Raw genomic sequence first — 25,195 nt, forward strand, 5'->3', positions numbered from 1 at the left:
TACTATACTACTCTTTCGATCCACCTCTTGACTTAGGAATTTGTTTATACAATGCTTGTTCAATATTCTTTACCATATCCCGGCGTAAGATCACATAATTGATCAATGCTTGCCGTTCACTATCATCTGGCAGCCATTCTTCTGGAATTTGAGCAACGATTTCACAAATGGATTCATAGCTCATTTCCTTTACTTTTCTCACATAGGGGGAAAAATGCGACGGTGAAAGCCAATCGTTAAGCAATAAGGCATAGGAATAACGATAATATGGTTGGATAATTCTACTGATACGATTAAGAAGAGCAATCGTCCATCTGGTAGTTCGAAATAAATGTGAATTATCAATCGCATATATTTTGTATCCTGATTTTTCCTTGTGCAATAAAAGATTTTTTCTATTATTAGTACGATCTCCATTGTGAAACATAGAATCAAATAATAAGATACCCGCCATTTCAGTAATGTTAACAGCGTTATGCAAATTGTCCTTTCCCACATATTCTGTATGATTCAGATACTGTGAGGCAAAATGCTGCCCTATAGGTGTACCCGCTGCTTGAAGCTTTGGACTTTGCCAGATAATGTCTTCCTCAATTTCAATACTCGAACTTACTGGAAAACATAAACCTAGCATTTCTCCCAGCTTTGCCGCTAAAAATTCATTTACCAATACTTTAGGCCCCAGTCGATTGTTCTGTAACTTAACAACATAAAACTTTCTATCATTAGCACGAAATAGTTGAGGCGCAGTGACTCCTATTCCCACGCTCCCAAAATGCTTCATCGCAATAAGCATATCCTCTACCTTCTCTCAACGTACTGCTAACTAAAAAAGACCCGGTACAAATGCATACCGAGTCTTTGACAATTAAGCATTATGAATTCAACAACATCGATCTCCAGAAACAGAGGTCAAAGCTTCAAGATTAACTACTGCAGATCGAATCCTTGAATCTGAAATCGGATCATTACTGCCCTGAGCAAAAATCTGTGAGTTAGAAATAATTGCCAAGCAATCATCGATGGCAATGAGCGTACCTTCAATAGCAAATCCACCAAGAGTTGTTATTACAACCCCATCACCGACCATACGGCATAATACTTTAACTAAATGGCGACTTTCCGTGCGCTCTGTTGCTTCTTCGGAATCAATTCGAGATGCCTCTGTGTTTAAATTTTCAAAAGGATCATCTACGATAGCGGTCCCTTTAGCAACTATGTTCCACAAATCTACCCGCGTGAAATCCACATGTAAGATTTCTCCCCCTGGAGTAAGAATTTCCACCGCATTGCAATCGGCTTCTATTCCTGGAGAAAGAATGGCAATACGACAATCTTCTACGGCCTGTAGATTACCAAAATATGCGAATCCATCAAAACCAAATAACACTATATCGGTATTTAATTCCCGTTCTAGTTCTCTAACGAGTGATTGATTCCGTAATTCTGTAAAAATGCTCATACACTATATACCCCCCTATGCGGTAATACTATTTAATTTAATTCTTACTATACTGTATGAGTAAGGAACTCATAGTGTTACTGTTTAAATCTGTTTTTAAAAAGTAATAAAAAATAGACAGGAAATTTTCTCCTGCCTATCATCAATATATTAGAATCATATATCTTACTATTAAACTAAAACTTCATTCATACTGCCACTTCGATATCCAGATAAATCAACAGCGACATATGTAAAGCCAATTTTTTTAAGTCCTTGCTCAATTTGCGCTGCTACCTCTGGAACCGTAATCATTCCAATATTTTCTGGTGACACTTCAATACGGGCAATATCTCCATGGTGACGTACTCGAACTTGCCCTGGACAAAACTTTTTTACTAATTCTTCAGCTTTTTCGATTTGACTAAGCCTCTCTGCCGTAATCGAAAGTCCATAAACCACCCTTGAGGAAAGGCAGGCAGCACTTAATTTATTCCAAGTCTGCAAGTTCCATTCCTTAGATATTTCTCGAATATCTTTTTTTGTTAAGCCAGCTTCGACTAAAGGGCTCCTTACATGGTCTAGTTCTTCCACCGCTTTAATCCCAGGACGATAATCGGATAAGTCGTCGACATTCGATCCATCCAATACCCAATTATAATTATTTTCTTTTGCCCATTCAACTAATACTGAAAATCGTTCTTGTTTACAGTAATAACAGCGTTGATTGTTATTCTCGACAAAATCCGGGCTATTTAATTCGCTAATATTTAAAAGTATGTGTTTAATACCAATTTCTTTCGCAATTTCAATTGCTTCTTTTTTTTCACTTTCCGGCAATGTCTCAGAATAAGCAGTAATAGCTATCGCCTTTTCACCAACAGCTCTTACTGCTGCTGCTGCTAAGAAACTGCTATCCACGCCTCCAGAAAAAGCTACGACAATACTCCCCAGTTCAGTTAATAAATGATTCAGTTTCTCCATTTTTTCAGTACTATTTCCCACTGTGATTCTCCTTTGTGCGCCAGTTTATAAGAAAATTCATATATCTTTTATTTACTTCTATATACCACGGCACTTTCCTTCCTGCCAATAAAATTTGATACCTTATATTCCATCCCCATCGACACCTTCCAAGGAAGGATAGTAAATATTCTGTACAAATTTAACCACAACACCGTTTCTTATAGTAATAATAATTTCTTCATTTCCCTGAGGAACTACTTTTATTTTCCTTGATGGTGGTATTACTATTTCTTTTCTATCTTCAACTGCAGCAACTGCAAGATGATTGCTCTGTGCCATTTGAATTCCTCCCTTATAATGCAAAAAAATGTTATTTAAATCTCCCATTTCATCTGAAAGGGGACTCAAATAACATTTTAGTCCTCTCTCATCTGTCAGGATAAATCCTGCTGGAATTAGCACCTCTGCATTGCTGCCGGTTGCCGGGTGTCATCGGGCCAGTCCCTCGACCACTCTTGATAAGAGTTTTCGTATTAAATTATTTATAAATATATCATGAAATAACACAGTTAGCAATCTTTTTCTCTGGCGTCAGTTTGTTTTTTTCATATATCAGCATAGACGTACTAACATAAGAAATGAATCATACTCCGCTCTGTTCTTTTTATCTCTTCGTGACCTTTGCAATTCGTTACTTTTTAATTGCCCGGTATGCAATGTCTTTTCGATAATGCATTCCTTTAAATTTTATAGATCCAATTGCCTGATACGCCTTATCTACTGCTTGTTTAATGGTCGAATCTGTAGCTGTTACACCAAGTACACGCCCACCACTCGTCAGTACCTGTCCGTCGCGGCTAGCGGTGCCAGCATGAAATACATAAGCACCTTGTTCTTCCGCTTTGTCGATACCGCTAATGATGTCACCCTTAGCATATTCTCCAGGGTACCCTCCTGCTGCTAACACTACACATACAGCAGCCTCATTCTTCCAATTAACAGAAGTATCTGCCAATGTACCAGCTATGCAAGCTTTCATAATCGTCACTAAATCGCTATCTAGCAAAGGTAGTACAACCTGGGTTTCAGGATCACCAAATCGGGCATTAAATTCAATGACTTTAGGACCATCTTCAGTCATAATCAGCCCTAAATATAAGCATCCACAATAGAAACATCCTTCACTTTCCATGGCAGCAATTGTAGGCTGCAAAATTTCTTTCAGAACCTGGGCACTGATCGCTGGGGTAATAATCGGAGCAGGTGCATAAGCGCCCATCCCCCCGTATTAGGTCCCTGATCATGATCAAAGACTCGCTTATGATCTTGAGCTGCCACCATCGGGATGATCGTCTTTCCATCAGTAAAAGCTAATATAGAAGCTTCCTCACCCACTAAAAATTCCTCTATGACCACCTGCCTGCCTGCCTGACCAAAGGCTCCGTCACACAGCATCATGTCAACCGCTGCTAGAGCTTCATCAATGGTCATTGCTACCACAACACCTTTACCAGCTGCCAATCCATCGGCCTTTACAACTACAGGCGCTCCTTGAGCGTTTATGTATGCCTTTGCCATATCAGCCTGAGTAAATACGGCAAATTTAGCCGTAGGAATATCATACTTCTTCATTAAATTCTTAGCAAAGGTTTTTGAACTTTCAATCTGGGCAGCAGCCTGGGTAGGACCAAAACAGGCAAGACCATTTGCCTGAAAAACATCTACGATACCATTTGATAAAGGAATTTCAGGACCTACTACAGTAAGTGTAACCTTTTGCTCTTTGGCAAAAACCACAAGGGCAGCATTATCCATGATATCAAGTTCTACGCACTCGGCGATTTTTGCAATCCCTGGATTGCCAGGGATACAGAATATTTTTTCTACATCTTTATTCTCTTTTAATTTAGACACTAATGCATGCTCACGTCCGCCGCCACCAATGACCAATAGATTCATGGCTAATCTCCCTTCCAATGGGCTGTTTGGCAACTGCCCCATAAATTGATATACTTAATGCTTAAAATGTCTTGTTCCTGTAAATACCATAGCAATTCCATGTTCATCAGCAGCTTCAATGGATTCTTGATCACGCACAGAACCGCCAGGCTGAATAATGACTTTGATTCCTGCTTTTGCTGCAGTATCCACCGTATCACGGAAAGGTAGAAATGCATCGGAAGCCATTACTGCACCGAAAGCTTTAGCACCAGCTTGTACTAAGGCAATGGCAGCAGCTCCTACACGATTCATTTGTCCTGCGCCAACACCTAATGTCTGATTCTCGTTAGCAATTACAATGGCATTGGATTTCACATGCTTTACCACTTTCCAAGCAAGCAGCAGCTGTTCCCACTCGTTTGTGCTTGGCTGAACTTTCGTAACAACTTTCATATCGTGACAACTCTCAACCGCTGTGTCTTTATCCTGCACTAACATACCACCTGAAACTGTTTTTATATCCACTTGTTTACTGCCCGCCTGCAGCCTTTCAGCCACGAGAAGACGAAGATTCTGTTTTTTCGTTAACAAATCCAATGCATCTTTGGTATAACCTGGAGCAATAACTGCTTCAGCAAATAATTTACTGATTTGTACAGCTGTTGCCACATCTACATCCCGGTTTAAGCCAATAATTCCACCGAAAGCAGATACGGGATCAGCCTGGTAGGCTTTTGCATAGGCTTCTGCCAAATCAACACCTACTCCCGTACCACATGGATTGGTGTGTTTTATAATCGTAGCTGCCGGTTTTTCAAATTCAGCGACAATGTTATAAGCAGATTCTATATCAACAATATTATTAAACGACAATTCCTTGCCATGCAGTTGCTGTGCATTTGCAACGCCTACAGCAGTAACATGTTTCTCCCGATAAAAGGCTGCCTGCTGCTGAGGATTTTCTCCGTAACGCAACGGCTGTACTTTTTCATAGACTACATGCACGGTTTCTGGAAAAGCTCCCTCTCCCAGCTGCCCTGCCAAGTAAGTTGCAATGCAAGCATCATATTCGGCAGTATGATGAAAAGCCTCTTTTGCTAATGCCATGCGATAGGCAGGTAAAATATCATTGTCTTGCGCCAACTGCTTTAAAATATCACCATATCGTGCTGGATTCACTACCACTGTTACATATTGAAAATTCTTAGATGCTGCACGAATCATAGCCGGACCGCCAATATCAATATTTTCTACAGCATCCTCCAGCAGCACATTCGGACGTTCTATCGTTTGGCGAAAAGGATATAAATTGACAACTACCATATCAATAGCTGAAATGTGATGTTTCTCCATGGCTTCTACATGAGCCTTATTATCACGAACGGCTAATATTCCACCATGAATATAAGGATTTAATGTTTTTACGCGACCATCCATAATTTCCGGAAAGCCAGTAATATCACTCACATATTTGACAGGAATTCCTGCTTCCCGCAATGTTTTCATCGTACCACCAGTAGAGATAATTTCCACACCATACTGATGTAATTGCTGGGCAAATTCAACAATACCTGTTTTATCTGAAACGCTAATAAGGGCACGCTTGATATTCATTTTTACTCCTCACTTGTAGCTATATAATTTTTACATTCCGGCCTTCGATACAAAGGCGCTGTTCACAATACAGACGAATTGCTTGAGGGTATAATTCATGCTCTACTGCCAAAATGCGTTCACTCAAGGTCTCTACCGTATCATCAGCAAGTATGGATACAGCCTGCTGCATGATAATCGGTCCTGTGTCCATACCTTCATCTACGAAATGTATAGTGCAGCCAGAAACTTTTGCTCCATAGGCAATCGCTTGTTCGTGAGCATCCAGCCCAGGAAAGGCAGGCAATAATGATGGATGAATATTCATAATACTGCCTGAGAAAAGATTAACGAAGTACGCACTTAAAATACGCATGAATCCTGCTAATACCACTAAATCTACATGATATAAAGTAAGCTTTTGCGCAATGGCTGCTTCAAACTCTTGTTTTGACGTAAAATTCTTGCGTTCAATGCATATTGCCGGAATGCCCTTAGCCGCTGCATGTTCCAGCACTTTGGCATTTGCCTTGTCACTAATCACTAGACCAACTTTAGCATCAAGCAGTCCAGCATCAATGCTATTACAAATGGCCTGCATATTGCTCCCCCGTCCGGAAGCCAATATACCCAGTATGGTTTTACTCACCAAAGATGCCACCTTTCAGTACCGTCTCCTTGGCTCCCTGCGTTACTTGACCAATGATAAAAGATGCTTCACCTCTTGCAGAAAGATCATCTTGAATCTCTTTGACGTCAGCTGGAGAAACAACCAATATCATACCAATCCCCATATTGAAGGTTCGATACATTTCCGTCCAAGCTACATTTCCCCACTGCTGCAATAGAGCAAATACAGGTGGCTTAGGCCAGCTTTCTGTATCCACCATAGCGCCGCAGCCTTCAGGCAATACGCGAGGAATATTTTCGTAAAAACCACCACCAGTTATATGCACCATGCCTTTTATTGCAAATTTTTCGATTAAAGGCAAACAAGCCTTAGGATATAACTTAGTAGGAATTAATAATTCTTCTCCTAAGGTCTTTTGTAATTCAGGAACGAATTGATTGATATCCATTTGCTTTACATCAAAACAAATCTTTCGTACTAAAGAGTAGCCATTGGAATGCAGCCCGCTGGAAGGCAGACCAATCAGTACATCTCCAGGCTCTATGGTTTGTCCCGTAATTAATTTAGAGCGTTCTGCAACACCTACGGCAAAACCGCCAATATCATATTCTCCATTTTTATAGAAACTTGCCATTTCTGCCGTTTCGCCGCCAATCAGGGAACATCCCGATTCCAGGCAAGCTCCAGCGATACCGCTGACAATAGCCGCTACTTGTTCTGGCGATAATTTGCCCACTGCTAAATAATCCAAGAAGAATAACGGCTCAGCCCCTTGCACCAAAATATCATTTACACACATTGCCACTGCATCCTGACCAATCGTGTCATGTTTATCAGCCATAAAGGCAATACATAATTTCGTACCAACACCATCTGTACCGGAAACCAATACCGGCTGACGATATTTAGCAACATCAAGGGCAAATAGACCGCCAAAGCCGCCAATATCCCCCAGCACTTCCGGACGATAGGTGGAACGAACATGTTTTTTCATTAAATCTACAGCTTTATTACCAGCATCAATGTCAACACCAGCATCACGATATGTTAATTGGCTCATAAAGGGCCCTCCTGTTCAAAGACATACTTATTACCACCACAATGCTGCTCACAAGGCGTGCTTCCTGGATATTCTGAATTAAAACAGGCATAGCACATTTTTTTATCTTGCACTGTTTTAAGAGACGTGGCCAATCCTTCAATCGTAAGATAATGCAGCGAATCAGCACCAATAAAGTCTCGTATTTCTTCTACACTCTTTGTCGCAGCAATGAGCTCTTTACGTACTGACGTGTCGATTCCATAATAACAAGGATAGATAATCGGAGGCGAGCTGACGCACATATGAACGGCAGTCGCCCCAGCTTCACGAATCATCCGCACAATCTTGCCACTGGTTGTACCGCGCACAATGGAATCATCCACCATAATAACGGATTTACCTTTTACTACAGACTTAATCGCATTGAGTTTAATTTTTACACTTCGATCTCTGTCTTTTTGATCAGGCTGAATAAAGGTACGGCCAATATAGCGATTCTTGATTAAACCTTCAGCAAATTGAACTCCTGATTCATGACTAAATCCCAATGCAGCAGTTGTTCCAGAGTCGGGTACAGAGATAACAAGATCTGCTTTAAGACCACTTTGGCGCGCCAAGGTTCGTCCCATTTCAAACCGAGCTTGATACACACTTTGTCCATCAATAATACTGTCTGGACGAGCAAAATAAATATATTCAAATACACACAGCGCTTGATTGGCCTTATCACCAAAACGTTCTGCAGTTATTCCTGTATGATCAATAATAACCATTTCACCTGGCTCTACATCTCTTACAAATTCTGCATCAACTGTATCCAAAGCACAGGATTCGGAAGAAAGGACAAAACCATCCTTCACTTTACCAATACACAATGGGCGAAGTCCATGAGGATCACGTACACCAATTAGTTTTTCCTCGGTCATAATCACTAGACAGTATGCACCTTCAATTTGAGATAAACTCTCTACAATTTTCTCTTCTAATGTAGCTTTACGAGACCTTGCTATCAGATTTACAATCACTTCACTATCAATAGTTGTCTGAAAAATGCTGCCTTGTTCTTCCATCTTCTCGCGCAGCACTCGTGCATTAGTCAGATTCCCATTATGAGCTAAACTAATGTGTCCACCTGAATACTTGACTTTTAAAGGTTGTGTGTTCATTAGAGAACTAGAGCCAGTGGTTGAATAGCGAACATGCCCTATGCCAATATGCTGGTCTGGTAAATCTGGCAGTTGGTGGCGAAATACTTCACTTACCAGCCCCATTCCTCTTGATACATCCATCCAAGAACCATTTGTTACCGCAATGCCTGCGCTTTCTTGCCCGCGATGCTGCAAGGCATATAATCCCCAATAGGTATTTAATGCGACATTATTTTCCCGGGAATATATGCCAAAGACTCCGCATTCTTCCTCCATTTTATCAACTTCCACGAGCCGGTTGATCATGCTTTTTCACCTGTTAAGCGGAACAAAATTTCTTTGTAAGCATCTTCTACGTTGCCAAGATCACGGCGGAAGCGATCTTTATCAAGTTTTTCGCCTGTTTCACTATCCCAAAAACGACAAGTATCTGGTGAAATCTCATCGCCTAATAATACTTGACCATTATGAACACCAAACTCCAATTTAAAATCAATCAGTTCGATTTTCTTTTCCCGTAAATAATTGGTCAAAATTTCATTAATTTTAAAAGCATACTCTTCTAATGTTTTCACTTGTTCTTCCGTAGCCAGTTCTAATATTTTAATATGATGCTGGTTAATTAAAGGATCACCCAACTCATCATTTTTATAATACATTTCAACAATTGGTGCAGGAAGTTTTCTGCCTTCTTCCCAGCCAATACGTTTTGCCAAACTACCTGCTGCAATATTACGTACTACTACCTCTACAGGGAGAATTTTCAAGGACTTAACAAGCTGCTCCCGTTCGCTTACTCTTTTGATAAAGTGGTGAGGAATACCATTTTTGCCTAATAAATCAAAGAAAAATGTTGTAATTTTATTATTGAGTACTCCTTTGCTATCAATCGTACCTTTTTTTAATCCATTAAAAGCTGTGGCATCATCTTTATAATACACTAACAATTCATCAGCCACGTCTGTACTGTAGATTCTCTTTGCTTTGCCTTCATATAATGGTTGCTTTTCCATAATTAACACTCTCCTAATATTTTATCCTAATAATTTAGTAGAAAGTCTAGCTGCTTTTTCTTCTACTTCCTCAGCCATCTTACTACGATTTTCCACTAATTTTTCAGCCAACTCTACATGTTTTCCAGCCATAATCTGTACCGCAAATATAGCTGCATTTTTGGCGCCATTCACTGCCATTGTGGCTACTGGAATACCAGCAGGCATTTGTACAATGCTAAGTAATGCATCAAGCCCATTTAAGCACGTACTATTAATAGGTATTCCAATTACCGGCAGCGTTGTATATGCTGCAATCACTCCCGGCAAATGAGCTGCTGCTCCAGCAGCGGCAATAATCACCTCAACGCCCCGTTCCCGGGCCCCTGCTGCAAATCCATGAACTTTGTCAGGTGTGCGATGAGCTGAAGCTACAACCACTTCTGTGGCTATACCAAATTCTTTTAATACCTCAACTGCTGGCTGCACAATGGACCAATCAGAATCACTTCCCATAATAATAGCTACTTTCATTAAAAGCTCCTCCTTTTTTGATCCTTATCGAAATTTTATATCATCCCTGCATACTTTCATATGATTAGAGAATGGAATATACGTTTTAATTACCGAATGGTAAACCCAGATACTTTTCCATGTTAGTATCTGGGTTTATTACTTTATCTACGCAAGAAAGAACAAGCGCACAACAACCAAAACAGCTAATATATATACAATCCAATGTACTTCCCGGCCACGGCCAGTAATTAATTTTAATAGTGGATATAACACTAGACCAAAAGAAATACCATTGGCAATGCTATAGGTAAAGGGCATCATAATAATGGTCATGAAAGCTGGCATAGCTTCTGTAAAATCACCGAAATCGATGTGTTTTACACTTTCCATCATTAATGAACCTACAATAATAAGAGCAGGAGCAGTCGCAGCATCAGGAATTAAGGCAACAACCGGAGTAAAGAACAATGCTAAAAGAAACAAAATCCCACAGACGACAGCGGTCAAACCAGTACGACCGCCTGCCCCTACACCAGCAGCACTTTCCACAAAGGCAGTAATGGTACTTGTCCCTAAAACAGCTCCAAGACTTACGCCTGTAGCATCTACCAGCATGGCTTTACCGATGCCAGGAATCTTACCATCTTTTTTCATTAAGCCAGCTTTGCTGGTAGTACCAACTAAGGTACCCATAGTATCAAATAATTCAACAAAGGTAAATGTGAAGATAATCGTTGTTAACCCCATACTAATAGCACCAGGAATATCCAGCGCAAAAAAGGCATTGTTGCTAAAGTCAGGAATTGCTACAGGAACAAATCCTGCCGGAACATTAACGATTCCCATTGCAATACCAACAAAGGTACTAATGAGAATACCGAATAACATAGCTCCTTTTACTTTACGTGCCATTAAAATGCTAATGAAAATAAGACCAAAAACAGCTAGTAAAACATGATGATCAGCCAATCTTCCCAGTTCTATAATCGTCTCAAAAGATAGAGGTGATCCATTCCCCTTAGCAGCAACAATTTTTTCCAAAGTCGGTGGAATTAAGGATAAACGAATATTCATAATACCAGAAAGCTTCAATCCAATAATTGTAATAAAAAGTCCAATCCCTACAGTAATTGCATGTTTTAAAGAGTTAGGCATGCCTTCAATTAACAATTGGCGGACTTGGGTTAATGTTAGAATTAAGAAAATAATACCTGAAATAAATACGGCTCCCAAAGCCACTTGCCAAGAAATTCCCATACCAATAACCACTGTAAAGGCATAAAAGGCATTGAGCCCCATACCAGGCGCTAAAGCGATAGGGTAATTCACAAATATCCCCATCATCATCGTAACAATGGCAGAACCAATCGCAGTTGCAAGCAATACTGCATTTTTATCCATTCCAGCAGATCCTAAAATGCTGGGATTGACAAATAATATGTATGCCATTGTCATAAATGTAGTAATACCAGCCATTACCTCCGTTTGTACATTGGTATTACGCTCACTTAACTTAAATAATCTTTCTAACATAGATGACTCTCCTTCAATCCCTTTTTTATATCAATCAACGCTATATGAAAATTTTCATCATTATTAATTTTCTTTTCTATTACTAGTATCACCTCCAACGTAAAAAATAACCCGGGCAGGGAGAATCGCTTCAGGTCATGAGCGAAACCTCCCCGCCCGGGTTTTTATCCCATCGGTGTAACACTGTCATAGTGCCTGTACCACTTGGTCACAGACCATAATAAAACAGAGATTCTCTGTTTTTGTTATGCGGAACCCTAGGTACACTTTCACTCGTAGTCAGACAATTTACGGTTATCTGGTAGAAACGCTTGAGCCTTATTCTCAAAAATATACGAGTTATATTCTGTTTACTGTCTTATTTTATAGCATATCAAAACACCTGTCAATAAACTATGAACATTTTTATTTTTTTATTGTATATTGTTCGGTTTTTATAATTATAGCTACTACGCACTGCTATTTTTTCCCTAGAATTTTACCAATAGCGACAACAAATAAGCCACTAATCCCAGAAATAAGATAATTCGTCCAGAAATAAGAACCCATTAAGAGAACTATATAGTGATCTGATAGGATCATCTGAGCAGCTGTCCACCCTAAAAAGAAGGAACCAAAGCTAATGATAATCGGCCACTTTTGCATTAACGCACAGACGAATTTGCTTCCCCAGATAATGATGGGTATGCTAATAGCGAGTCCGAGGACTAGTAAGCCTACATTGTCCTTTGCTACGCCAATAATGGCTAGTACATTATCAAGGCTCATAACAAAATCAGCAGTGATAATGGTCTTAATCACTCCGCTTACACTTTTCTTTCCGGCCAAACGCTGCTCACAGCCCTTTTGTTCTGCCATCAGCTTAATGGCAATCCATAATAACAAGATACCCGCTATTATCTGCAAATATGGTATTTTCAGTAAGAAAATGGCAATAAAGGTTAAGGCAACCCTAAGAACAATAGCACCAATACAACCATACAGCATAGCCTTTTTCTGCTGATGAAGAGGCAAATTGCGGCTAGCAAGCGCAATGACCAGGGCATTATCGCCGCTGAGCAAAAGATTAATGAGTACAATACTTAACAATTGCAATCCATATTCCATCTCGCCATCCGCCTTTTTATGTAAATTTTTTAATTATAGAGAGACAAGATTTCTTTACTTTGTGCCCCGAATATAATGTAAGAAATTCCTTTTGTAAGAAAGACACTTCGCGTCCTTTTAAAACGTACAGAACAGAATCGAACCGCAGAGGCGCAGAGAACACTGAGAAAAGATAGATAGGGTAAAAAAACTCTCTATGCTCTGTGCTCTCCGCGAACTCTGTGTCCTCTGCGTTCAACATTCCCCTTAAAACTTATACATTCTAATGTAAAAAACATGAAATATATCTTATTGATTAGTATTCCCTTATTATTTATTCCCATGTAGTTTTTAAAGACTCTGTACTACGCTAAATCTGCACATGTACAAAGCATAGTACAGTATTGGAATTTATATATTTTAATACTGCAAAGGAGATTTATCATGCAATCTTATGACGTCATCATTATTGGTGCAGGACCTGCTGGTTTAACCTCAGCCTTATATAGCGCCAGGAGCAAATTGAACACGTTATATCTGGAGAATCTAGGAGCAGGCGGTCAAGTAGCTGCCACAGATGAAATAGAAAATTATCCAGGATTTTCGCGTGGCATCAGTGGTTTTGACTTATCCCTGCAGATGGAAGAGCAAGCGCTGCGATTTGGTGCAAAATCTTTACTTACCAAAGTACTAGGTCTAGAGCTTGCAGATCCATATCGCATTGTTAAAACCACAAAAGGTGATTTCATTGGTAAAATTATCATCATCGCTTCAGGTGCTACACCAAAACCTTTAAACTGCCCAGGTGAGCTTACCTATCGCACTCGTGGCGTATCCTACTGTGCCACTTGTGATGGTCCTTTTTATGAAGCATCTGATATCATCGTCGTAGGCGGGGGAAATTCAGCCGTTGAAGAAGCCTGCTATCTTACTAAATTTGCTAACAAAGTTAGCCTAGTACATCGCAGGGATGCACTTAGAGCTACGAAAATCATCCAAGACAGAGCCCTGACAAATCCCAAATTAGAATTCATCTGGAATACTGTGATTCATGAAATCAGAGGAGACGACATGGTCCAAAACGTCATCCTTAAAAATTTACTAACTGAACAGCTTACTGAAATGCCCGTCAATGGTATTTTTATTTATGTAGGCAATGAACCAAATACCTCTTTTGTTAAGAACCTCATAGAACTTACAGAAGAAGGATATATCCAAACAGACGAGTTTATGCGTACCAATATACCAGGAATTTACGCAGTGGGTGATGTAAGACAAAAACTGTTGCGCCAAGTCGTTACTGCGGTCAGCGATGGTGCCATTGCTGCCTACCATGGAGAAAAATATATAGAAGAACATTTTTAAATATAAATTTAGGGAGGAAAGAAATGATGGACGAAATTATTGAAATCACCAAAGAAAACTTTAAAGAAGAAGTGCTTAAAAGCAAATTACCAGTAGTACTTGATTTTTGGGGCCCCAGATGTATTCCCTGTAAAAGGCTTATGCCAATCTTCGAAGAATTAGCAGCAGATTATTCAGGCAAAGTGAAGTTCTGCAAAATAAATACTTCAGAAAATCGCAGCCTAACTCAACAGTTCAACATAATGAGCATACCGACACTGCACTTTTACAAGGACGGCACAATTAAGAAAACAGTACGTGGCGCAATAAGCCGCGAAGAACTGGAAGAACATTTGAAAGTGATTTTGGATTAAGTAAGAAAAACATTGGGCGTCAAAAGATATTAAGCGAATTGAACCACAAAGGCGCAAAGGACACAAAGGATTTTATTTATATTTTTTGTGTCCTCCTTTGTGTGCCGCCTCAGCGGCATTGTGCCTTTGTGGTTCATAGATCACATCTTTTTCCCTTACAAAAGCTTATAACTTCTACAAAAAAGAAGACAGCTCACAGAATTCATTCTGCAAGCTGCCTTCTTCTCTTCTTTGTTTAAATGTCCACTTCTTCGCCATTCAGGATTTTTTTCATTGTTTTCATAGCGCACATTTTACCGCACATAGTGCAAGTGTCTTCGTGTTCTGGTAAGGATTCTTTGCGGTATCTTCCTGATTTTTCCGGATCAATGGACAACTCAATCATTTTATCAAAATCAATATCAGCCCGAGCCTGACTCATCTGATTATCCCACTCTTGTGCTCCTGGCACTCCCTTGGCAATATCAGCAGCATGAGCAGCAATTCGCGAGGCGATAATCCCTTCTTTCATATCCTCCATGGTTGGCAGCCGCAAATGTTCCGCAGGGGTTACATAACATAAGAAATCGGCACCAGCAGCAGCAGCAATCGCTCCCCCAATGGCACTGGTAATATGATCATATCCGGGTGCCACATCCGTAACCAAAGGTCCCAGTACATAAAATGGCGCACCATGACATAATTTCTTCTGCAGCATCACGTTACCTGTAATTTGATTCAAAGGCATATGACCAGGTCCTTCTACAATGACTTGTACATTCTTTGCCCAAGCTCGTTTAGTCAATTCCCCTAATACAATTAATTCGTGGATTTGAGACGCATCTGTTGCATCTTGAGTACATCCAGGTCTGCAGGCATCTCCCAGACTAATCGTAACATCATATTCAGCACAAATATCTAATACTTTATCGTAATACTCATAAAAAGGGTTCTCCTGATTATTTAATTCCATCCAGGCAAATAGTAACGAGCCACCCCTGGATACAATATTGGTGAGCCTTTTCTCCTGTTTAACTTTCTTTGCTGTCTCACGATTTAGCCCAGCATGAATGGTCATAAAGTCCACGCCATCTTCTGCATGCCTCTTAACCACAGATAAAAATTCTTCCGCAGTTATATGTTTCAGTTCCTTATCTAAAAAACCAACGGCATCATACATAGGAACCGTACCAATCATCGCTGGTGAAAATTCAATCAATCTGCGGCGAAATTCCCGTGTTTTGCCAAAACAGCTTAAATCCATAATCGCGTCTGCTTTTAATTCAATTGCCTTTTTTACTTTACAGATTTCCTGCTCAATATCGCAGCAATCTTCTGACACACCTAAATTAACATTGATTTTTGTACTTAGCCCCTGTCCAACGCCTGCTGGATTAAGTGAAGTATGATTCTTATTCGCAGGTATAGCAACTTTTCCCTGAGCTACTAATTGCAGCAATACAGCAACGTCTACGTTCTCCTTAAGAGCCACCGCAGTCATCTCTTTCGTTATAATGCCTTGTTTCGCTGCATCCATTTGCGTGGTATAAGCCATTATTTTTTCTCCTCTATGCCTTTTATTATTTTTCTGATCCCATTAATCTTTTTGCCAATATCTTGAGCCTGAGTGATTTCCGTTACCATGGCAATACATTTTGCACCACAATGAACAACCTCGATCACATTGCTTTCTTTGATTCCTCCAATCGCCACAAAAGGAATGGCTATATTGTCAACTACATATTTCAAATATTCTAAACCAACTGGATCACACACATTTTTCTTGGTGGAGGTTTTAAAAATGGGCCCTACCCCTATGTAATCAGCCCCGGCTTTGACTGCGCCTTGTGCTTGCTCCGGCGAATGAGTAGAAATACCAATGATCATTTGATCGCCAACCAGCTGTCGTACAGCTTCTAAAGGAAGGTCATCTTGGCCAATGTGTACTCCATCAGCCTGTACCATCATAGCCAAATCAATGTCATCATTTACAATGAACGTAACGTCAGCCTCTTTGGTTAGTTCCCGTATGATCTTGCATTCTTCATACTTTTTTTTCATATCTTTGTCTTTTTCACGATATTGAATTATTTTGATGCCCGCAGCAATCCATTGTTTTACGATCTCAATATTGCTGCGTCCTAATGAATAGTCTTCTGCTGTAATACAATATAAATCAGTAGGTAAAGGATTCTTCCGGTTCATGCCACTCACTCCCCTTTTGCTTCTTCTTTATATAGCTTGCCAATCTTTAAACACAGGCTGATATCCTAATTGCAGGATCGCATCTGACATTTCTTTTACATTGCGAGTGTCAGAGACAGCAAACTGACCAGAGTTTTCCTGACTATCGATATGTCCCCCTACGGCCGTCTGCACACCGGCAGACATTTTGGTAATACCTAATTTGATTGCGTGATTGCGGAATTCTGCATTTTCTCTGGTAGAAAGAGGCATACCCGCCCTTGGCATAAACAAGCGAAAAGCCGTCATAAATTGCACGATGCTTTTATCATTTACACTATTTCCCGTCTCGCAGTTCCCCATAGTAGGACGTATGCGAGGCAAGGAAATACTCACTTCGACACCCGGATATTTATTTTGCAAATAATTAGCATGCAGTCCTGTAAAGAAACCATCCCTCCGCCAATCATCAAGACCTAATAAAGCACCTATATTAACCCCTCTCATACCAGCCCTGCAAGCTCTCTCCGGTGCATCTAAACGGTAACGATAGTCCTTCTTAGGGCCTTTTAGATGGAGACGATCATATAGAAGCGGATTATACGTCTCCTGATACATCGTCATGCTTTCTACCCCTGCTTCCATTAATTCAGCGTATTCTTCTTCTTCCATCGCATAGACTTCGATCGCAATGGATGAAAAATAGCGTTTTAAGATTCCCACACACTCTTTCATATAAGGAACACCCGCAATGGCAGGAGCTTCACCTGTAAGAATAAGAATGTGCTGAATCCCTGAAGCTGCAACCGTTTGCGCTTCTTTTTCCACTTCTTCCATGGTCAATTGCTTACGAGTAAAGGTATTGGTTACGTTAAAGCCACAATACGTACATTTATTCGTGCAGTAATCGGACAAATACATTGGCGTGTAAAGTAAAATGACACGTCCAAAATTCTGTACCGTCAATTCATTCGCTTTTTGTGCCATCCATTCTAAATGTTCTTCTGCTTTAGGTGACAGTAAGGCTAAAAAATCTTTTGGAGTCAATCTGTCTTTACCAATAATCCTTTCAATGTCTGCAGAAGTTGTATGTTGAAAGACTGCTTCCATATCAGCATCTGAATACTGTAAAAACTCATCATAAAAACTCATATTCTCCCCCTCAATTATGTAAAAATCCTGTAAGAGGTGATGACGAACTAGCATATTTCTCAGAGCGGCCTAGTCCTGCTAAATACGCTTTTCGTCCAGCAGCTACAGCCATGCCAAATGCCTCTGCCATTAATTCTGGCTGGTTAGCACTAGCTATGGCAGTATTTAGCAAACAAGCTGCTGCCCCCATTTCCATAGCCTCACAAGCATCTGAAGGCTTACCAATACCTGCATCAACAATTACAGGCAAAGCAATTTCCTCTATCAGAATTCTCAGAAGTTCCTTGGTTTTTAATCCTCGATTACTGCCAATCGGCGCACCCAGGGGCATAACTGCCGCTGCACCAACTTCAACTAGATGCTTAGCTACCATTAAATCCGGACTGATATAGGGCAATACAACAAACCCTTCTCCTGCCAGAACTTCTGTGGCCTTAATGGTTTCATAACCATCGGGCAGCAAATATTTATTATCCGAAATAACTTCTATTTTAATCCAATTACCACATCCTGCCGCTTTTGCTAAGCGGGCAATCCGTATTGCTTCTTGGGCATTTCTGGCCCCAGAAGTATTAGGTAATAACTGCATACCCGAAGGAATATGATCCATCACATTCCCCATAGGAGAATTAAAATCAATCCTGCGCAACGCCACTGTTATAACCTCTGATCCAGATTTTTTAACAACTTCAGGAATCAGCGCATCTGCCGAATACTTACCTGTACCAATAAATAAACGACTCTGCAGGCTTCTACCGCCAATTACTAATTGATCCATCATTTTAATCAACCTCCGCCAACAAATTTCAATACTTCTAAACGATCTTGATCTTGCAGAATAATCGTTTTCCATTCTTGCTTTTTTACAATTACCTCATTATGTTCTACAATAATTGTTTCAAGATCCAGTTCTTTAGAAAGCAAAAACTCCCACAAATTCATCTCCTTATCTACATTCGCAACTGTTCCATTTAACACTACCTCCACCCCATTCACCTCCTCAATATAATAAAAAGCCTATCCAAAAGAGGATAAGCTTTTATCAATATTTATATAAAATATATAAAACAGCTTCCCTACGTTGGTACTAACCACATCAGGTTCAAAGGGTCAGGAATTTTCATTCCCGCTCTGCCAAACGGCTCCCCCAGCCAAGTATTCAATTGTTACCCTAAAATAAAAAAGCTCATCCCCAAAAAGGATAAGCTTATATCAATTGCTATAAATATAATATTAGCTTCCCTACGTTGGTACTAACCACATCAGGTTCAAAGGGTCAGGAATTTCTTCCCGCTCTGCCAAACGGCTCCCCCAGCATTATTATTCGATTGACTCAAGTATAATACAGGTATCTCTAATATGCAATGTTTTTATTCTGCCATCGAAAGAGCAATTTCCATCATTTGCGTAAAAGTGGTTTGACGTTCTGCTGCCGATGTAGCCTCACCTGTTACTAAGCTATCGCTCACTGTAACAATGGTCAAAGCATGTACACCATGTTTGGCAGCTAGAGTATATAACCCTGCCGTCTCCATTTCTACTGCCAAAACACCGAATTTCATCCAACGTTTCCAATCTTCCGGGTCATCATGATAAAACGTATCGGTTGTTAGCACATTTCCCACTTTTGCTTCAATCCCTAAACTCGCAGCAACATCGTATGCTTTTTTTAATAACTGAAAGCTGGCAGTCGGTGCATAGGTCATACCAGCAAAACGTTGAAGATTAATATTGGAATCGTGAGATGCTGCCATAGCCAGAACAACATCTTTGATCTTTACGTGTTCTTGCAGTGAACCGCAAGTACCAATACGAATAATATTTTTCACATCATAACTTGTCATTAGTTCACTAGCATAAATCGATATGGAAGGAATCCCCATTCCAGAGCCTTGTACTGAAACTTTTTTCCCATTATAAAATCCAGTGTATCCATACATGCCCCGAACCTCATTATAGCAAACTGCATCTTCTAAAAAATTCTCAGCAATAAATTTAGCCCTTAGAGGATCACCAGGCATTAACACTGTACTGGCGATTTCACCTTGTTTTGCATTAATATGTAGACTCATTTTCTTTTACCTCCATTTATTTAAGCATGTATTAGTACCTCATCTGCATTAAATACTCTGCTAAATTATCTATAGTTTTAGCACCGATGAGGTACTAGTATTCTGCCTATTTTTAGACATTTGTATGATGAAAATCATCTGCAAACTTTTCCTGCACCTGCAAGAATTCATCTAAATTGCTAAAAAGCAACTCTACCAATTCGGGATCAAACTGCCCTCCTTTAGCTTCCTGGAAATAAGATAATACATCTTCCAATGGCCAAGCTTTCTTATATACTCGGTCACAGCTCAGCGCATCAAACACATCCGCTATGGCTGTTATTCTAGCAAAAATATGAATCTCATTACCTTGTAATCCAGAAGAATATCCTCTTCCATCATATCGCTCATGATGCTCTTTTGCAATAATAGCTGCTGCCTGCAGCATATGCAAATGGGAACCCTTTAACATATCATATCCAATATTAGCATGAAGCTTAATAATTTCAAACTCTTCCGGCGTTAATTTCCCTGGCTTATTTAAAATTTCATCAGGTATACCTAATTTGCCAATATCATGCATGGGGGCCGCTAAGTGAAGAGTATCTACATCTTTTTCTGACAATCCATATTTCATTGCTAAAAGACGAGCATATTCTGCTACACGCCGTACATGATTGCCCGTTTCTTTGGATCTTGTCTCTGCCACCTCCGCCAGACGAAAGAAAACTTCCCGCTGTGTATCATACATTTCTAAATGCAGTTTTAAATTTTCAAAAGCAGAGGAAACATTCAGACAAAAAACATCCAATAGACGTCGGTCCAGATCACTAAGTCTTTGGTCGCCTTCCATGTAAATCAAATATACATGTTCATCAGCACTTTGCCAATATAAAATAAAATAGTCTTCTAAAAAAATACTTTGTTTTGCCGCTAAGACATAATCCAGCTTGTCATGTATATCTTGAGAAAGCTTCTCGTAATTTTGTATGTGAAAATCACCAGTAGCTGCCAATACTTTAATTTCACCATCTTTTTTCCGGGTAGCAGCAAAGCTGGATACTTTTAAATATAAACTGTTTTTGTTTAGCCTTAGCATAGCAATCAGCTGCATTAATACACCAGTTGCAAAATTCTGCATCGATTGCATGCGGAAAATTTCCGGTGAAGACTCAATAATCTTCTCTAAGCCTTTTTTATTCATGGCAATTGTCAGTAAATCTCGATGGGAACGCAAAGCAGAAATCAAAGTTGTCAGCAGCTTTTGTGCTGTCAGCTCTGTCTTTTCTTTATAATCATTAATATCATATTCTACAATGACTCTTGCCTCTGGTGCTTCCCCCGGCTGCCCTGTACGTAATACAATCCGAACCAGGCTATTGCCCATCACTTCCCGAATATACTTCACCAGCTGTAGACCAGCATCCGCCCTTTCCATAACTACATCTAATAAAATAAGGGCAATATCTTCATGCTTAAGTAATACGTCTTTCGCCTCACTGGCAGAGTAAACACTGAGCAGCTCAATCTTTTTTCCTTCAAAAACAAAATCATCTAATACGAGCTTCGTAACAATATGTACTTCTTCTTCATCATCAACGATTAAAACCTTTATCCTATCAACTATCTTTGGCTCTACTACATCGGTCTCATCTGCAAATAATAATTCGTCATACATGATTCGTTTCTCCTTTTCCTCGGATACGTTCAGGAAGCTTTACTGTAAACACAGTACCAACCCCTAGCTGACTGGTACATTCGATCGTACCCTCCATTTTGAAAACAACTAAGTTATATACGATATGCATACCAAGACCAGTACCGCCGGTACCTCGGCGAGTGGTGAAAAAAGGATCAAATATCTTCTTCTGCACCTCCGGCGTCATGCCTTTTCCATCATCTGCATAGGTTAAGGTGATAATCCCAGCTGAGTAGGAAATCTCAATAGTTATCGTACCAGCATCATCTGGCTCATAAGCATGCATGATAGAGTTATTTAACATATTCGAAATGATTTGCCAAAAAGCCCCAGGATACCAATAGACTTTAATTGCCTCTGGACAAATCACATTTACCGTGTGATGGGTCTTTTTTAATTGCGGTCTCAAACTTACCAATACATCCTGTATGTATTCTTCCAATTGAAAACTGCGTCGTTCTTCCACCAATTGATCAACTGCCACTTTTTTGAAACTGCGAATTAATTCAGCTGCCCGTTCCAGATTCGTAAAAATAATCTTACTTACATGATTGGAAGACTCTAAATACAATTGTAAATCTGATTTTTTCATCTGGCCATCTGAAAATTTCCGATCCAACTCACCTGTTTTCTCTGACAAATGGGAAATTGCCGTAATGCTATTCCCTACTGGCGTATTAATTTCATGTGCCACGCCCGCTACTAACTCCCCTAATAAAGCCATCTTTTCTACTTCTACTAAATGACTGCGAGTTTGCTGCAAATCTTCTAAGGTATGCCGCAGAGCAGAATTCGTATCCTGCAATGCCCTTGTTCGCTCGGATACTTGATTCTCTAGTTCCCTATTTAAATGACGAATTTCTTCCTCAACCTTTTTTCGACTGTTTATATTAATCGCCAATATGGCAACCAGCAATAGCAAGATCATGAATACCACTGTTAAGAACCATACTAAATATTTATATGTCTCATAGAAGGTAACAGGACTATTTACGACAACACTGCCTACAGGCAAGGATTCTTTTTTTATTCCAGCCTTGCGCAATGCATGATAATCAAACATATACTGCTGAATACTTTCCTTTATCACAGGCATATTAACTGGAGGAATTCTTTCGAAGACAACTTTCCGAGCTAATTCACCAGCTATTTTCCCTTGATTAAACCCGCTGGTTACCTTTCCGCCCAACATACCAGACTTTAAATAAAAATCCCAAAAACAATATACAGGCACCTTACTATTTGCTCCAATTAGTTCCCCTGCTTCTTCATAGCTAAAAATAGTTTCATCTTTATCCACATTGAAAGTCATTAGCAAGACTACTGTATCATCAGAAAGAGCAGCTATCTTCTCCAGCACTTCAGACATCGCCATTTTCTCTAGAAAAATAAACTGTATTTTGCTATCAAAACTAGGCATGATTTTTTCGAGTAATTGCTTATTGGCTTTGCCAACTGTCGTCTCATCGTTGATAACAACTATTTTTGTCACCTGTGGCTGTAACAATAAAGCCGCTTCAATCGTACTCTTTATATCCACGTCCTCAATGATACCTGTCACCCATGTTTTATCCTGTATAGCCGTCTCGTCAAAATAATTTACACCACAAAAAATGATCGGGGTAGAAGGAAAAAGTGTTTGCTGATATGCTAATGCAAAATCATAAGCTGCATCGTCCGTAACAATAACTGCATCAAATTTCTTTCCTTTGTATTTTTGCTCATAGAGCTTATATAAACTGTCTAAATAGTCAGAAGTAATATTCTGTTTCGTATCCATATAATCAAAATACAGCACTGCCTGTTTATCTTGCTGGAAGACCGACTTAATGCCCTGTTCTTCTAATTTTACCCAAGGCATTTCCGAATGATAGGAATGAAGTACTAAAATCTTTTTTCTGTCTTTACGATATAATTCCTCACGGTCATTAGCCTCGGAATGGACAATATTCCCATCCTTATATCTTGACCAAGGAATGATTTCTCCTGCTATTTCTTGCTTAATAAGCAGAATAAAAGTTCCACCTAATAAAAAAGTAATAATCAACACCGTTAGCAACGTAAAAGAAACTGCATATTTCACAGTTATTTCCCCCTGCGTATCAAACGTTTCAATCCTTTATACAACTTTCGCCATTTTTCATCCAGAACCTTCCTATTCGTTGGAAAATCTTCATATCCAGCCAATCTGTTTATGGCTAAAATTATCGTATTTTATATATGAGATCAGATCTTATTGGACTTTTGGAGAGGGCTTCATTCCCTTATTACTAAAAAAATGAGACTTATAACCTAATCATTAGGTTATAAGTCTCATTTTTCATTTTAAGAGCAAATCGCATAGAAATCACTCATGAAGAGTATTGGATTTATCCAGTAAATGAATTAACCATACTCTACCTACTGCAACCGTTGGTACGGCAAATAACATTCCTGTAATGCCAAAAAGATGACCAAAAAGCAAGATGGTAACCATGATAAATACAGGGTGAACCTTAATCGCTTTGCCGACTACTTTGGGATATATAATATTATGATTTATCTTTAATAAAATAATATAAAATAGCAGTACTTTAAAGGCTAGCAAGGGAGAATAGGACAGGGCAACCAAAGTACCTGGAACCGTGGCTACTATAGAACCAATAACAGGTACAAACTCCGATAAAGCAGATACTAATGCCAAGACATGAGCATAAGGCAGACCAAAGATATAACTTCCCAGGAACACGACAAAACCTGAAAAAATAGAAATTAACATCTGTCCTCTAATATAGCCGCCCAGCACAATATTAATATCACCAAAGAAAGCAGCAAAGCGTTTTACCTGTAAAGGCGGTAAAAAATCTGCAATAGAAGAGGCAATTTTTCGCCCGTCTTTTAATAAGTAAAAAGTTAAGAAAGGTACTGCAATCATTTCTGCAACTCCTGAAAAAGTACGAATTAAAGGTATCACCGATTCTTTTACCATATCCACGGCAAAAACAACCGTATCACGCAGCACCTGATTACCATACTCTGCAAATTCGGCGGGCAGCATATTAACCACAATAGAAGAATCAAAATGAATAATAAAGGCCGGAAACTCGCGGATAAAACCTGCTAAATCAGGTAATATCGTGCGAAAAATCACACTCATCAGCACTGCCAGCACACCAAAAAAACCAAACAATGCCAAGAGTACTGCTACCCCACGAGAAATTGAACGAGAAAGCCGAAGCACTATCGGATCGAGCAAAATAAACAATAATGCAGTAACAAGTAAAAGTATCAATAAGGATTTAGCATATATATATAACACCGATACCAAAACAATAAAAAATAAAAAAAATATAAAAATACAATCTTTCCAGAGAGTCCCCCACTGTAATGGAGTCATTCTCTTACTATCACTAATCATAATTATCTCCCCTTATCAGCATAGTAAAAATACCTATTTTTGATAATCACTGCTCATTTAGCATAAAGATGCATATTCATGCGTTTTAACATGCTGCTTCTTAGTATCCCTATCCTGCGTCTATTT

At 39.5% G+C, this 25,195-nt stretch carries 23 protein-coding genes, 1 pseudogene and 4 riboswitches; of the genes and pseudogenes, 2 read left to right on the plus strand and 22 right to left on the minus strand.

Annotated features, from left to right (window positions below; genetic code table 11):
- Nucleotides 1-7 precede the first annotated feature (7 nt).
- The 13 genes and pseudogenes from FR7_RS15035 to FR7_RS15095 form a co-directional block, all read right to left on the minus strand.
- On the minus strand, nucleotides 8-796 hold the full coding sequence (locus tag FR7_RS15035) for a HipA family kinase (protein ID WP_007931880.1): 789 nt from the start codon (nucleotides 794-796) through the stop codon (nucleotides 8-10).
- Between the two features lie 87 nt (nucleotides 797-883).
- Nucleotides 884-1,462, minus strand: coding sequence for a hypothetical protein (locus tag FR7_RS15040; protein ID WP_007931883.1), 579 nt, complete (start codon nucleotides 1,460-1,462; stop codon nucleotides 884-886).
- A 171-nt stretch (nucleotides 1,463-1,633) separates the two neighbouring features.
- On the minus strand, nucleotides 1,634-2,446 hold the full coding sequence (gene larE / locus FR7_RS15045; protein ID WP_007931888.1) for an ATP-dependent sacrificial sulfur transferase LarE: 813 nt from the start codon (nucleotides 2,444-2,446) through the stop codon (nucleotides 1,634-1,636).
- Between the two features lie 102 nt (nucleotides 2,447-2,548).
- A complete protein-coding gene (locus FR7_RS24230; protein ID WP_237714795.1) occupies nucleotides 2,549-2,869 on the minus strand; it encodes a hypothetical protein in 321 nt (106 codons plus the stop codon).
- Nucleotides 2,832-2,932, minus strand: a riboswitch (SAM riboswitch). Its footprint overlaps the gene before it by 38 nt.
- Before the next feature lie 166 nt (nucleotides 2,933-3,098).
- Nucleotides 3,099-4,366 (minus strand): annotated as a pseudogene (purD, locus tag FR7_RS15055) (phosphoribosylamine--glycine ligase).
- 54 nt (nucleotides 4,367-4,420) lie between these two features.
- The gene (gene purH, locus FR7_RS15060; RefSeq protein ID WP_007931894.1) at nucleotides 4,421-5,962 is read right to left on the minus strand and encodes a bifunctional phosphoribosylaminoimidazolecarboxamide formyltransferase/IMP cyclohydrolase; all 1,542 of its coding nucleotides are present in this window, start codon (nucleotides 5,960-5,962) and stop codon (nucleotides 4,421-4,423) included.
- 19 nt (nucleotides 5,963-5,981) lie between these two features.
- Complete coding sequence (purN, locus tag FR7_RS15065) at nucleotides 5,982-6,590, minus strand: phosphoribosylglycinamide formyltransferase (protein WP_007931897.1); 609 nt, start codon at nucleotides 6,588-6,590, stop codon at nucleotides 5,982-5,984.
- Nucleotides 6,583-7,632: a phosphoribosylformylglycinamidine cyclo-ligase gene (gene purM, locus FR7_RS15070; RefSeq protein WP_007931899.1), complete on the minus strand. Its 1,050-nt coding sequence runs from the start codon at nucleotides 7,630-7,632 to the stop codon at nucleotides 6,583-6,585. Before purM ends, purN begins: the two co-directional genes overlap by 8 nt.
- On the minus strand, nucleotides 7,629-9,068 hold the full coding sequence (gene purF, locus FR7_RS15075) for an amidophosphoribosyltransferase (protein WP_007931901.1): 1,440 nt from the start codon (nucleotides 9,066-9,068) through the stop codon (nucleotides 7,629-7,631). Before purF ends, purM begins: the two co-directional genes overlap by 4 nt.
- Nucleotides 9,065-9,775, minus strand: a complete 711-nt coding sequence (gene purC, locus FR7_RS15080; protein WP_007931903.1) for a phosphoribosylaminoimidazolesuccinocarboxamide synthase — start codon at nucleotides 9,773-9,775, stop codon at nucleotides 9,065-9,067. The genes purF and purC overlap by 4 nt, the downstream gene beginning before the upstream one ends.
- A gap of 21 nt (nucleotides 9,776-9,796) precedes the next feature.
- On the minus strand, nucleotides 9,797-10,288 hold the full coding sequence (gene purE / locus FR7_RS15085) for a 5-(carboxyamino)imidazole ribonucleotide mutase (protein ID WP_007931905.1): 492 nt from the start codon (nucleotides 10,286-10,288) through the stop codon (nucleotides 9,797-9,799).
- 147 nt (nucleotides 10,289-10,435) lie between these two features.
- On the minus strand, nucleotides 10,436-11,803 hold the full coding sequence (locus tag FR7_RS15090; RefSeq protein WP_007931907.1) for an NCS2 family permease: 1,368 nt from the start codon (nucleotides 11,801-11,803) through the stop codon (nucleotides 10,436-10,438).
- Between the two features lie 256 nt (nucleotides 11,804-12,059).
- A riboswitch (purine riboswitch) is annotated at nucleotides 12,060-12,161 on the minus strand.
- Nucleotides 12,162-12,262: 101 nt separating this feature from the next.
- Nucleotides 12,263-12,910: a TerC family protein gene (locus FR7_RS15095; RefSeq protein ID WP_007931909.1), complete on the minus strand. Its 648-nt coding sequence runs from the start codon at nucleotides 12,908-12,910 to the stop codon at nucleotides 12,263-12,265.
- A gap of 423 nt (nucleotides 12,911-13,333) precedes the next feature.
- On the opposite strand from FR7_RS15095, the gene trxB reads away from it, so the two are divergent.
- The gene (trxB, locus tag FR7_RS15100; protein WP_007931911.1) at nucleotides 13,334-14,254 is read left to right on the plus strand and encodes a thioredoxin-disulfide reductase; all 921 of its coding nucleotides are present in this window, start codon (nucleotides 13,334-13,336) and stop codon (nucleotides 14,252-14,254) included.
- A 23-nt stretch (nucleotides 14,255-14,277) separates the two neighbouring features.
- Complete coding sequence (gene trxA, locus FR7_RS15105; RefSeq protein ID WP_007931913.1) at nucleotides 14,278-14,607, plus strand: thioredoxin; 330 nt, start codon at nucleotides 14,278-14,280, stop codon at nucleotides 14,605-14,607.
- A 235-nt stretch (nucleotides 14,608-14,842) separates the two neighbouring features.
- Here the strand turns inward: trxA and thiC are convergent, their stop codons facing one another.
- From thiC to FR7_RS15150, 9 genes are all read right to left on the minus strand, one after another.
- Nucleotides 14,843-16,141: a phosphomethylpyrimidine synthase ThiC gene (gene thiC / locus FR7_RS15110; protein WP_007931915.1), complete on the minus strand. Its 1,299-nt coding sequence runs from the start codon at nucleotides 16,139-16,141 to the stop codon at nucleotides 14,843-14,845.
- A complete protein-coding gene (thiE, locus tag FR7_RS15115; RefSeq protein WP_007931916.1) occupies nucleotides 16,141-16,791 on the minus strand; it encodes a thiamine phosphate synthase in 651 nt (216 codons plus the stop codon). Before thiE ends, thiC begins: the two co-directional genes overlap by 1 nt.
- Before the next feature lie 27 nt (nucleotides 16,792-16,818).
- A complete protein-coding gene (thiH, locus tag FR7_RS15120; protein ID WP_007931918.1) occupies nucleotides 16,819-17,922 on the minus strand; it encodes a 2-iminoacetate synthase ThiH in 1,104 nt (367 codons plus the stop codon).
- A gap of 10 nt (nucleotides 17,923-17,932) precedes the next feature.
- Nucleotides 17,933-18,703 carry a thiazole synthase gene (locus FR7_RS15125; protein ID WP_007931920.1) on the minus strand — a complete coding sequence of 257 codons (771 nt, stop codon included), beginning with the start codon at nucleotides 18,701-18,703 and terminating at the stop codon, nucleotides 17,933-17,935.
- 5 nt (nucleotides 18,704-18,708) lie between these two features.
- On the minus strand, nucleotides 18,709-18,909 hold the full coding sequence (gene thiS / locus FR7_RS15130; RefSeq protein WP_007931921.1) for a sulfur carrier protein ThiS: 201 nt from the start codon (nucleotides 18,907-18,909) through the stop codon (nucleotides 18,709-18,711).
- Nucleotides 18,910-18,978: 69 nt separating this feature from the next.
- Nucleotides 18,979-19,081: riboswitch (TPP riboswitch) on the minus strand.
- Nucleotides 19,082-19,144: 63 nt separating this feature from the next.
- Nucleotides 19,145-19,245, minus strand: a riboswitch (TPP riboswitch).
- A gap of 47 nt (nucleotides 19,246-19,292) precedes the next feature.
- Nucleotides 19,293-19,994 carry a purine-nucleoside phosphorylase gene (deoD, locus tag FR7_RS15135; protein ID WP_007931922.1) on the minus strand — a complete coding sequence of 234 codons (702 nt, stop codon included), beginning with the start codon at nucleotides 19,992-19,994 and terminating at the stop codon, nucleotides 19,293-19,295.
- Nucleotides 19,995-20,106: 112 nt separating this feature from the next.
- Nucleotides 20,107-21,651 (minus strand): DUF3369 domain-containing protein, encoded by a 1,545-nt coding sequence (locus FR7_RS15140; protein ID WP_007931923.1) that lies wholly within the window; start codon nucleotides 21,649-21,651, stop codon nucleotides 20,107-20,109.
- On the minus strand, nucleotides 21,644-23,755 hold the full coding sequence (locus FR7_RS15145) for a sensor histidine kinase (RefSeq protein WP_007931924.1): 2,112 nt from the start codon (nucleotides 23,753-23,755) through the stop codon (nucleotides 21,644-21,646). The genes FR7_RS15140 and FR7_RS15145 overlap by 8 nt, the downstream gene beginning before the upstream one ends.
- Before the next feature lie 264 nt (nucleotides 23,756-24,019).
- On the minus strand, nucleotides 24,020-25,069 hold the full coding sequence (locus FR7_RS15150) for an AI-2E family transporter (RefSeq protein WP_007931925.1): 1,050 nt from the start codon (nucleotides 25,067-25,069) through the stop codon (nucleotides 24,020-24,022).
- Between the last annotated feature and the right edge of the window lie 126 nt (nucleotides 25,070-25,195).

The organism is Pelosinus fermentans DSM 17108 (assembly GCF_000271485.2).
Taxonomy (GTDB): Bacteria; Bacillota; Negativicutes; order DSM-13327; family DSM-13327; genus Pelosinus; species Pelosinus fermentans.

Excerpts from the sequence above, each read along its gene's own strand:
- FR7_RS15035 (WP_007931880.1), bottom strand. The coding sequence starts at position 796 with ATGCTTATTGCGATGAAGCATTTTGGGAGCGTGGGAATAGGAGTCACT.
- FR7_RS15040 (WP_007931883.1), bottom strand. The coding sequence starts at position 1,462 with ATGAGCATTTTTACAGAATTACGGAATCAATCACTCGTTAGAGAACTA.
- purH (WP_007931894.1), bottom strand. The coding sequence starts at position 5,962 with ATGAATATCAAGCGTGCCCTTATTAGCGTTTCAGATAAAACAGGTATT.
- purM (WP_007931899.1), bottom strand. The coding sequence starts at position 7,632 with ATGAGCCAATTAACATATCGTGATGCTGGTGTTGACATTGATGCTGGT.
- purF (WP_007931901.1), bottom strand. The coding sequence starts at position 9,068 with ATGATCAACCGGCTCGTGGAAGTTGATAAAATGGAGGAAGAATGCGGA.
- purC (WP_007931903.1), bottom strand. The coding sequence starts at position 9,775 with ATGGAAAAGCAACCATTATATGAAGGCAAAGCAAAGAGAATCTACAGT.
- purE (WP_007931905.1), bottom strand. The coding sequence starts at position 10,288 with ATGAAAGTAGCTATTATTATGGGAAGTGATTCTGATTGGTCCATTGTG.
- FR7_RS15090 (WP_007931907.1), bottom strand. The coding sequence starts at position 11,803 with ATGTTAGAAAGATTATTTAAGTTAAGTGAGCGTAATACCAATGTACAA.
- FR7_RS15095 (WP_007931909.1), bottom strand. The coding sequence starts at position 12,910 with ATGGAATATGGATTGCAATTGTTAAGTATTGTACTCATTAATCTTTTG.
- trxB (WP_007931911.1), top strand. The coding sequence starts at position 13,334 with ATGCAATCTTATGACGTCATCATTATTGGTGCAGGACCTGCTGGTTTA.
- trxA (WP_007931913.1), top strand. The coding sequence starts at position 14,278 with ATGATGGACGAAATTATTGAAATCACCAAAGAAAACTTTAAAGAAGAA.
- thiC (WP_007931915.1), bottom strand. The coding sequence starts at position 16,141 with ATGGCTTATACCACGCAAATGGATGCAGCGAAACAAGGCATTATAACG.
- thiE (WP_007931916.1), bottom strand. The coding sequence starts at position 16,791 with ATGAACCGGAAGAATCCTTTACCTACTGATTTATATTGTATTACAGCA.
- thiH (WP_007931918.1), bottom strand. The coding sequence starts at position 17,922 with ATGAGTTTTTATGATGAGTTTTTACAGTATTCAGATGCTGATATGGAA.
- FR7_RS15125 (WP_007931920.1), bottom strand. The coding sequence starts at position 18,703 with ATGATGGATCAATTAGTAATTGGCGGTAGAAGCCTGCAGAGTCGTTTA.
- deoD (WP_007931922.1), bottom strand. The coding sequence starts at position 19,994 with ATGAGTCTACATATTAATGCAAAACAAGGTGAAATCGCCAGTACAGTG.
- FR7_RS15140 (WP_007931923.1), bottom strand. The coding sequence starts at position 21,651 with ATGTATGACGAATTATTATTTGCAGATGAGACCGATGTAGTAGAGCCA.
- FR7_RS15150 (WP_007931925.1), bottom strand. The coding sequence starts at position 25,069 with ATGATTAGTGATAGTAAGAGAATGACTCCATTACAGTGGGGGACTCTC.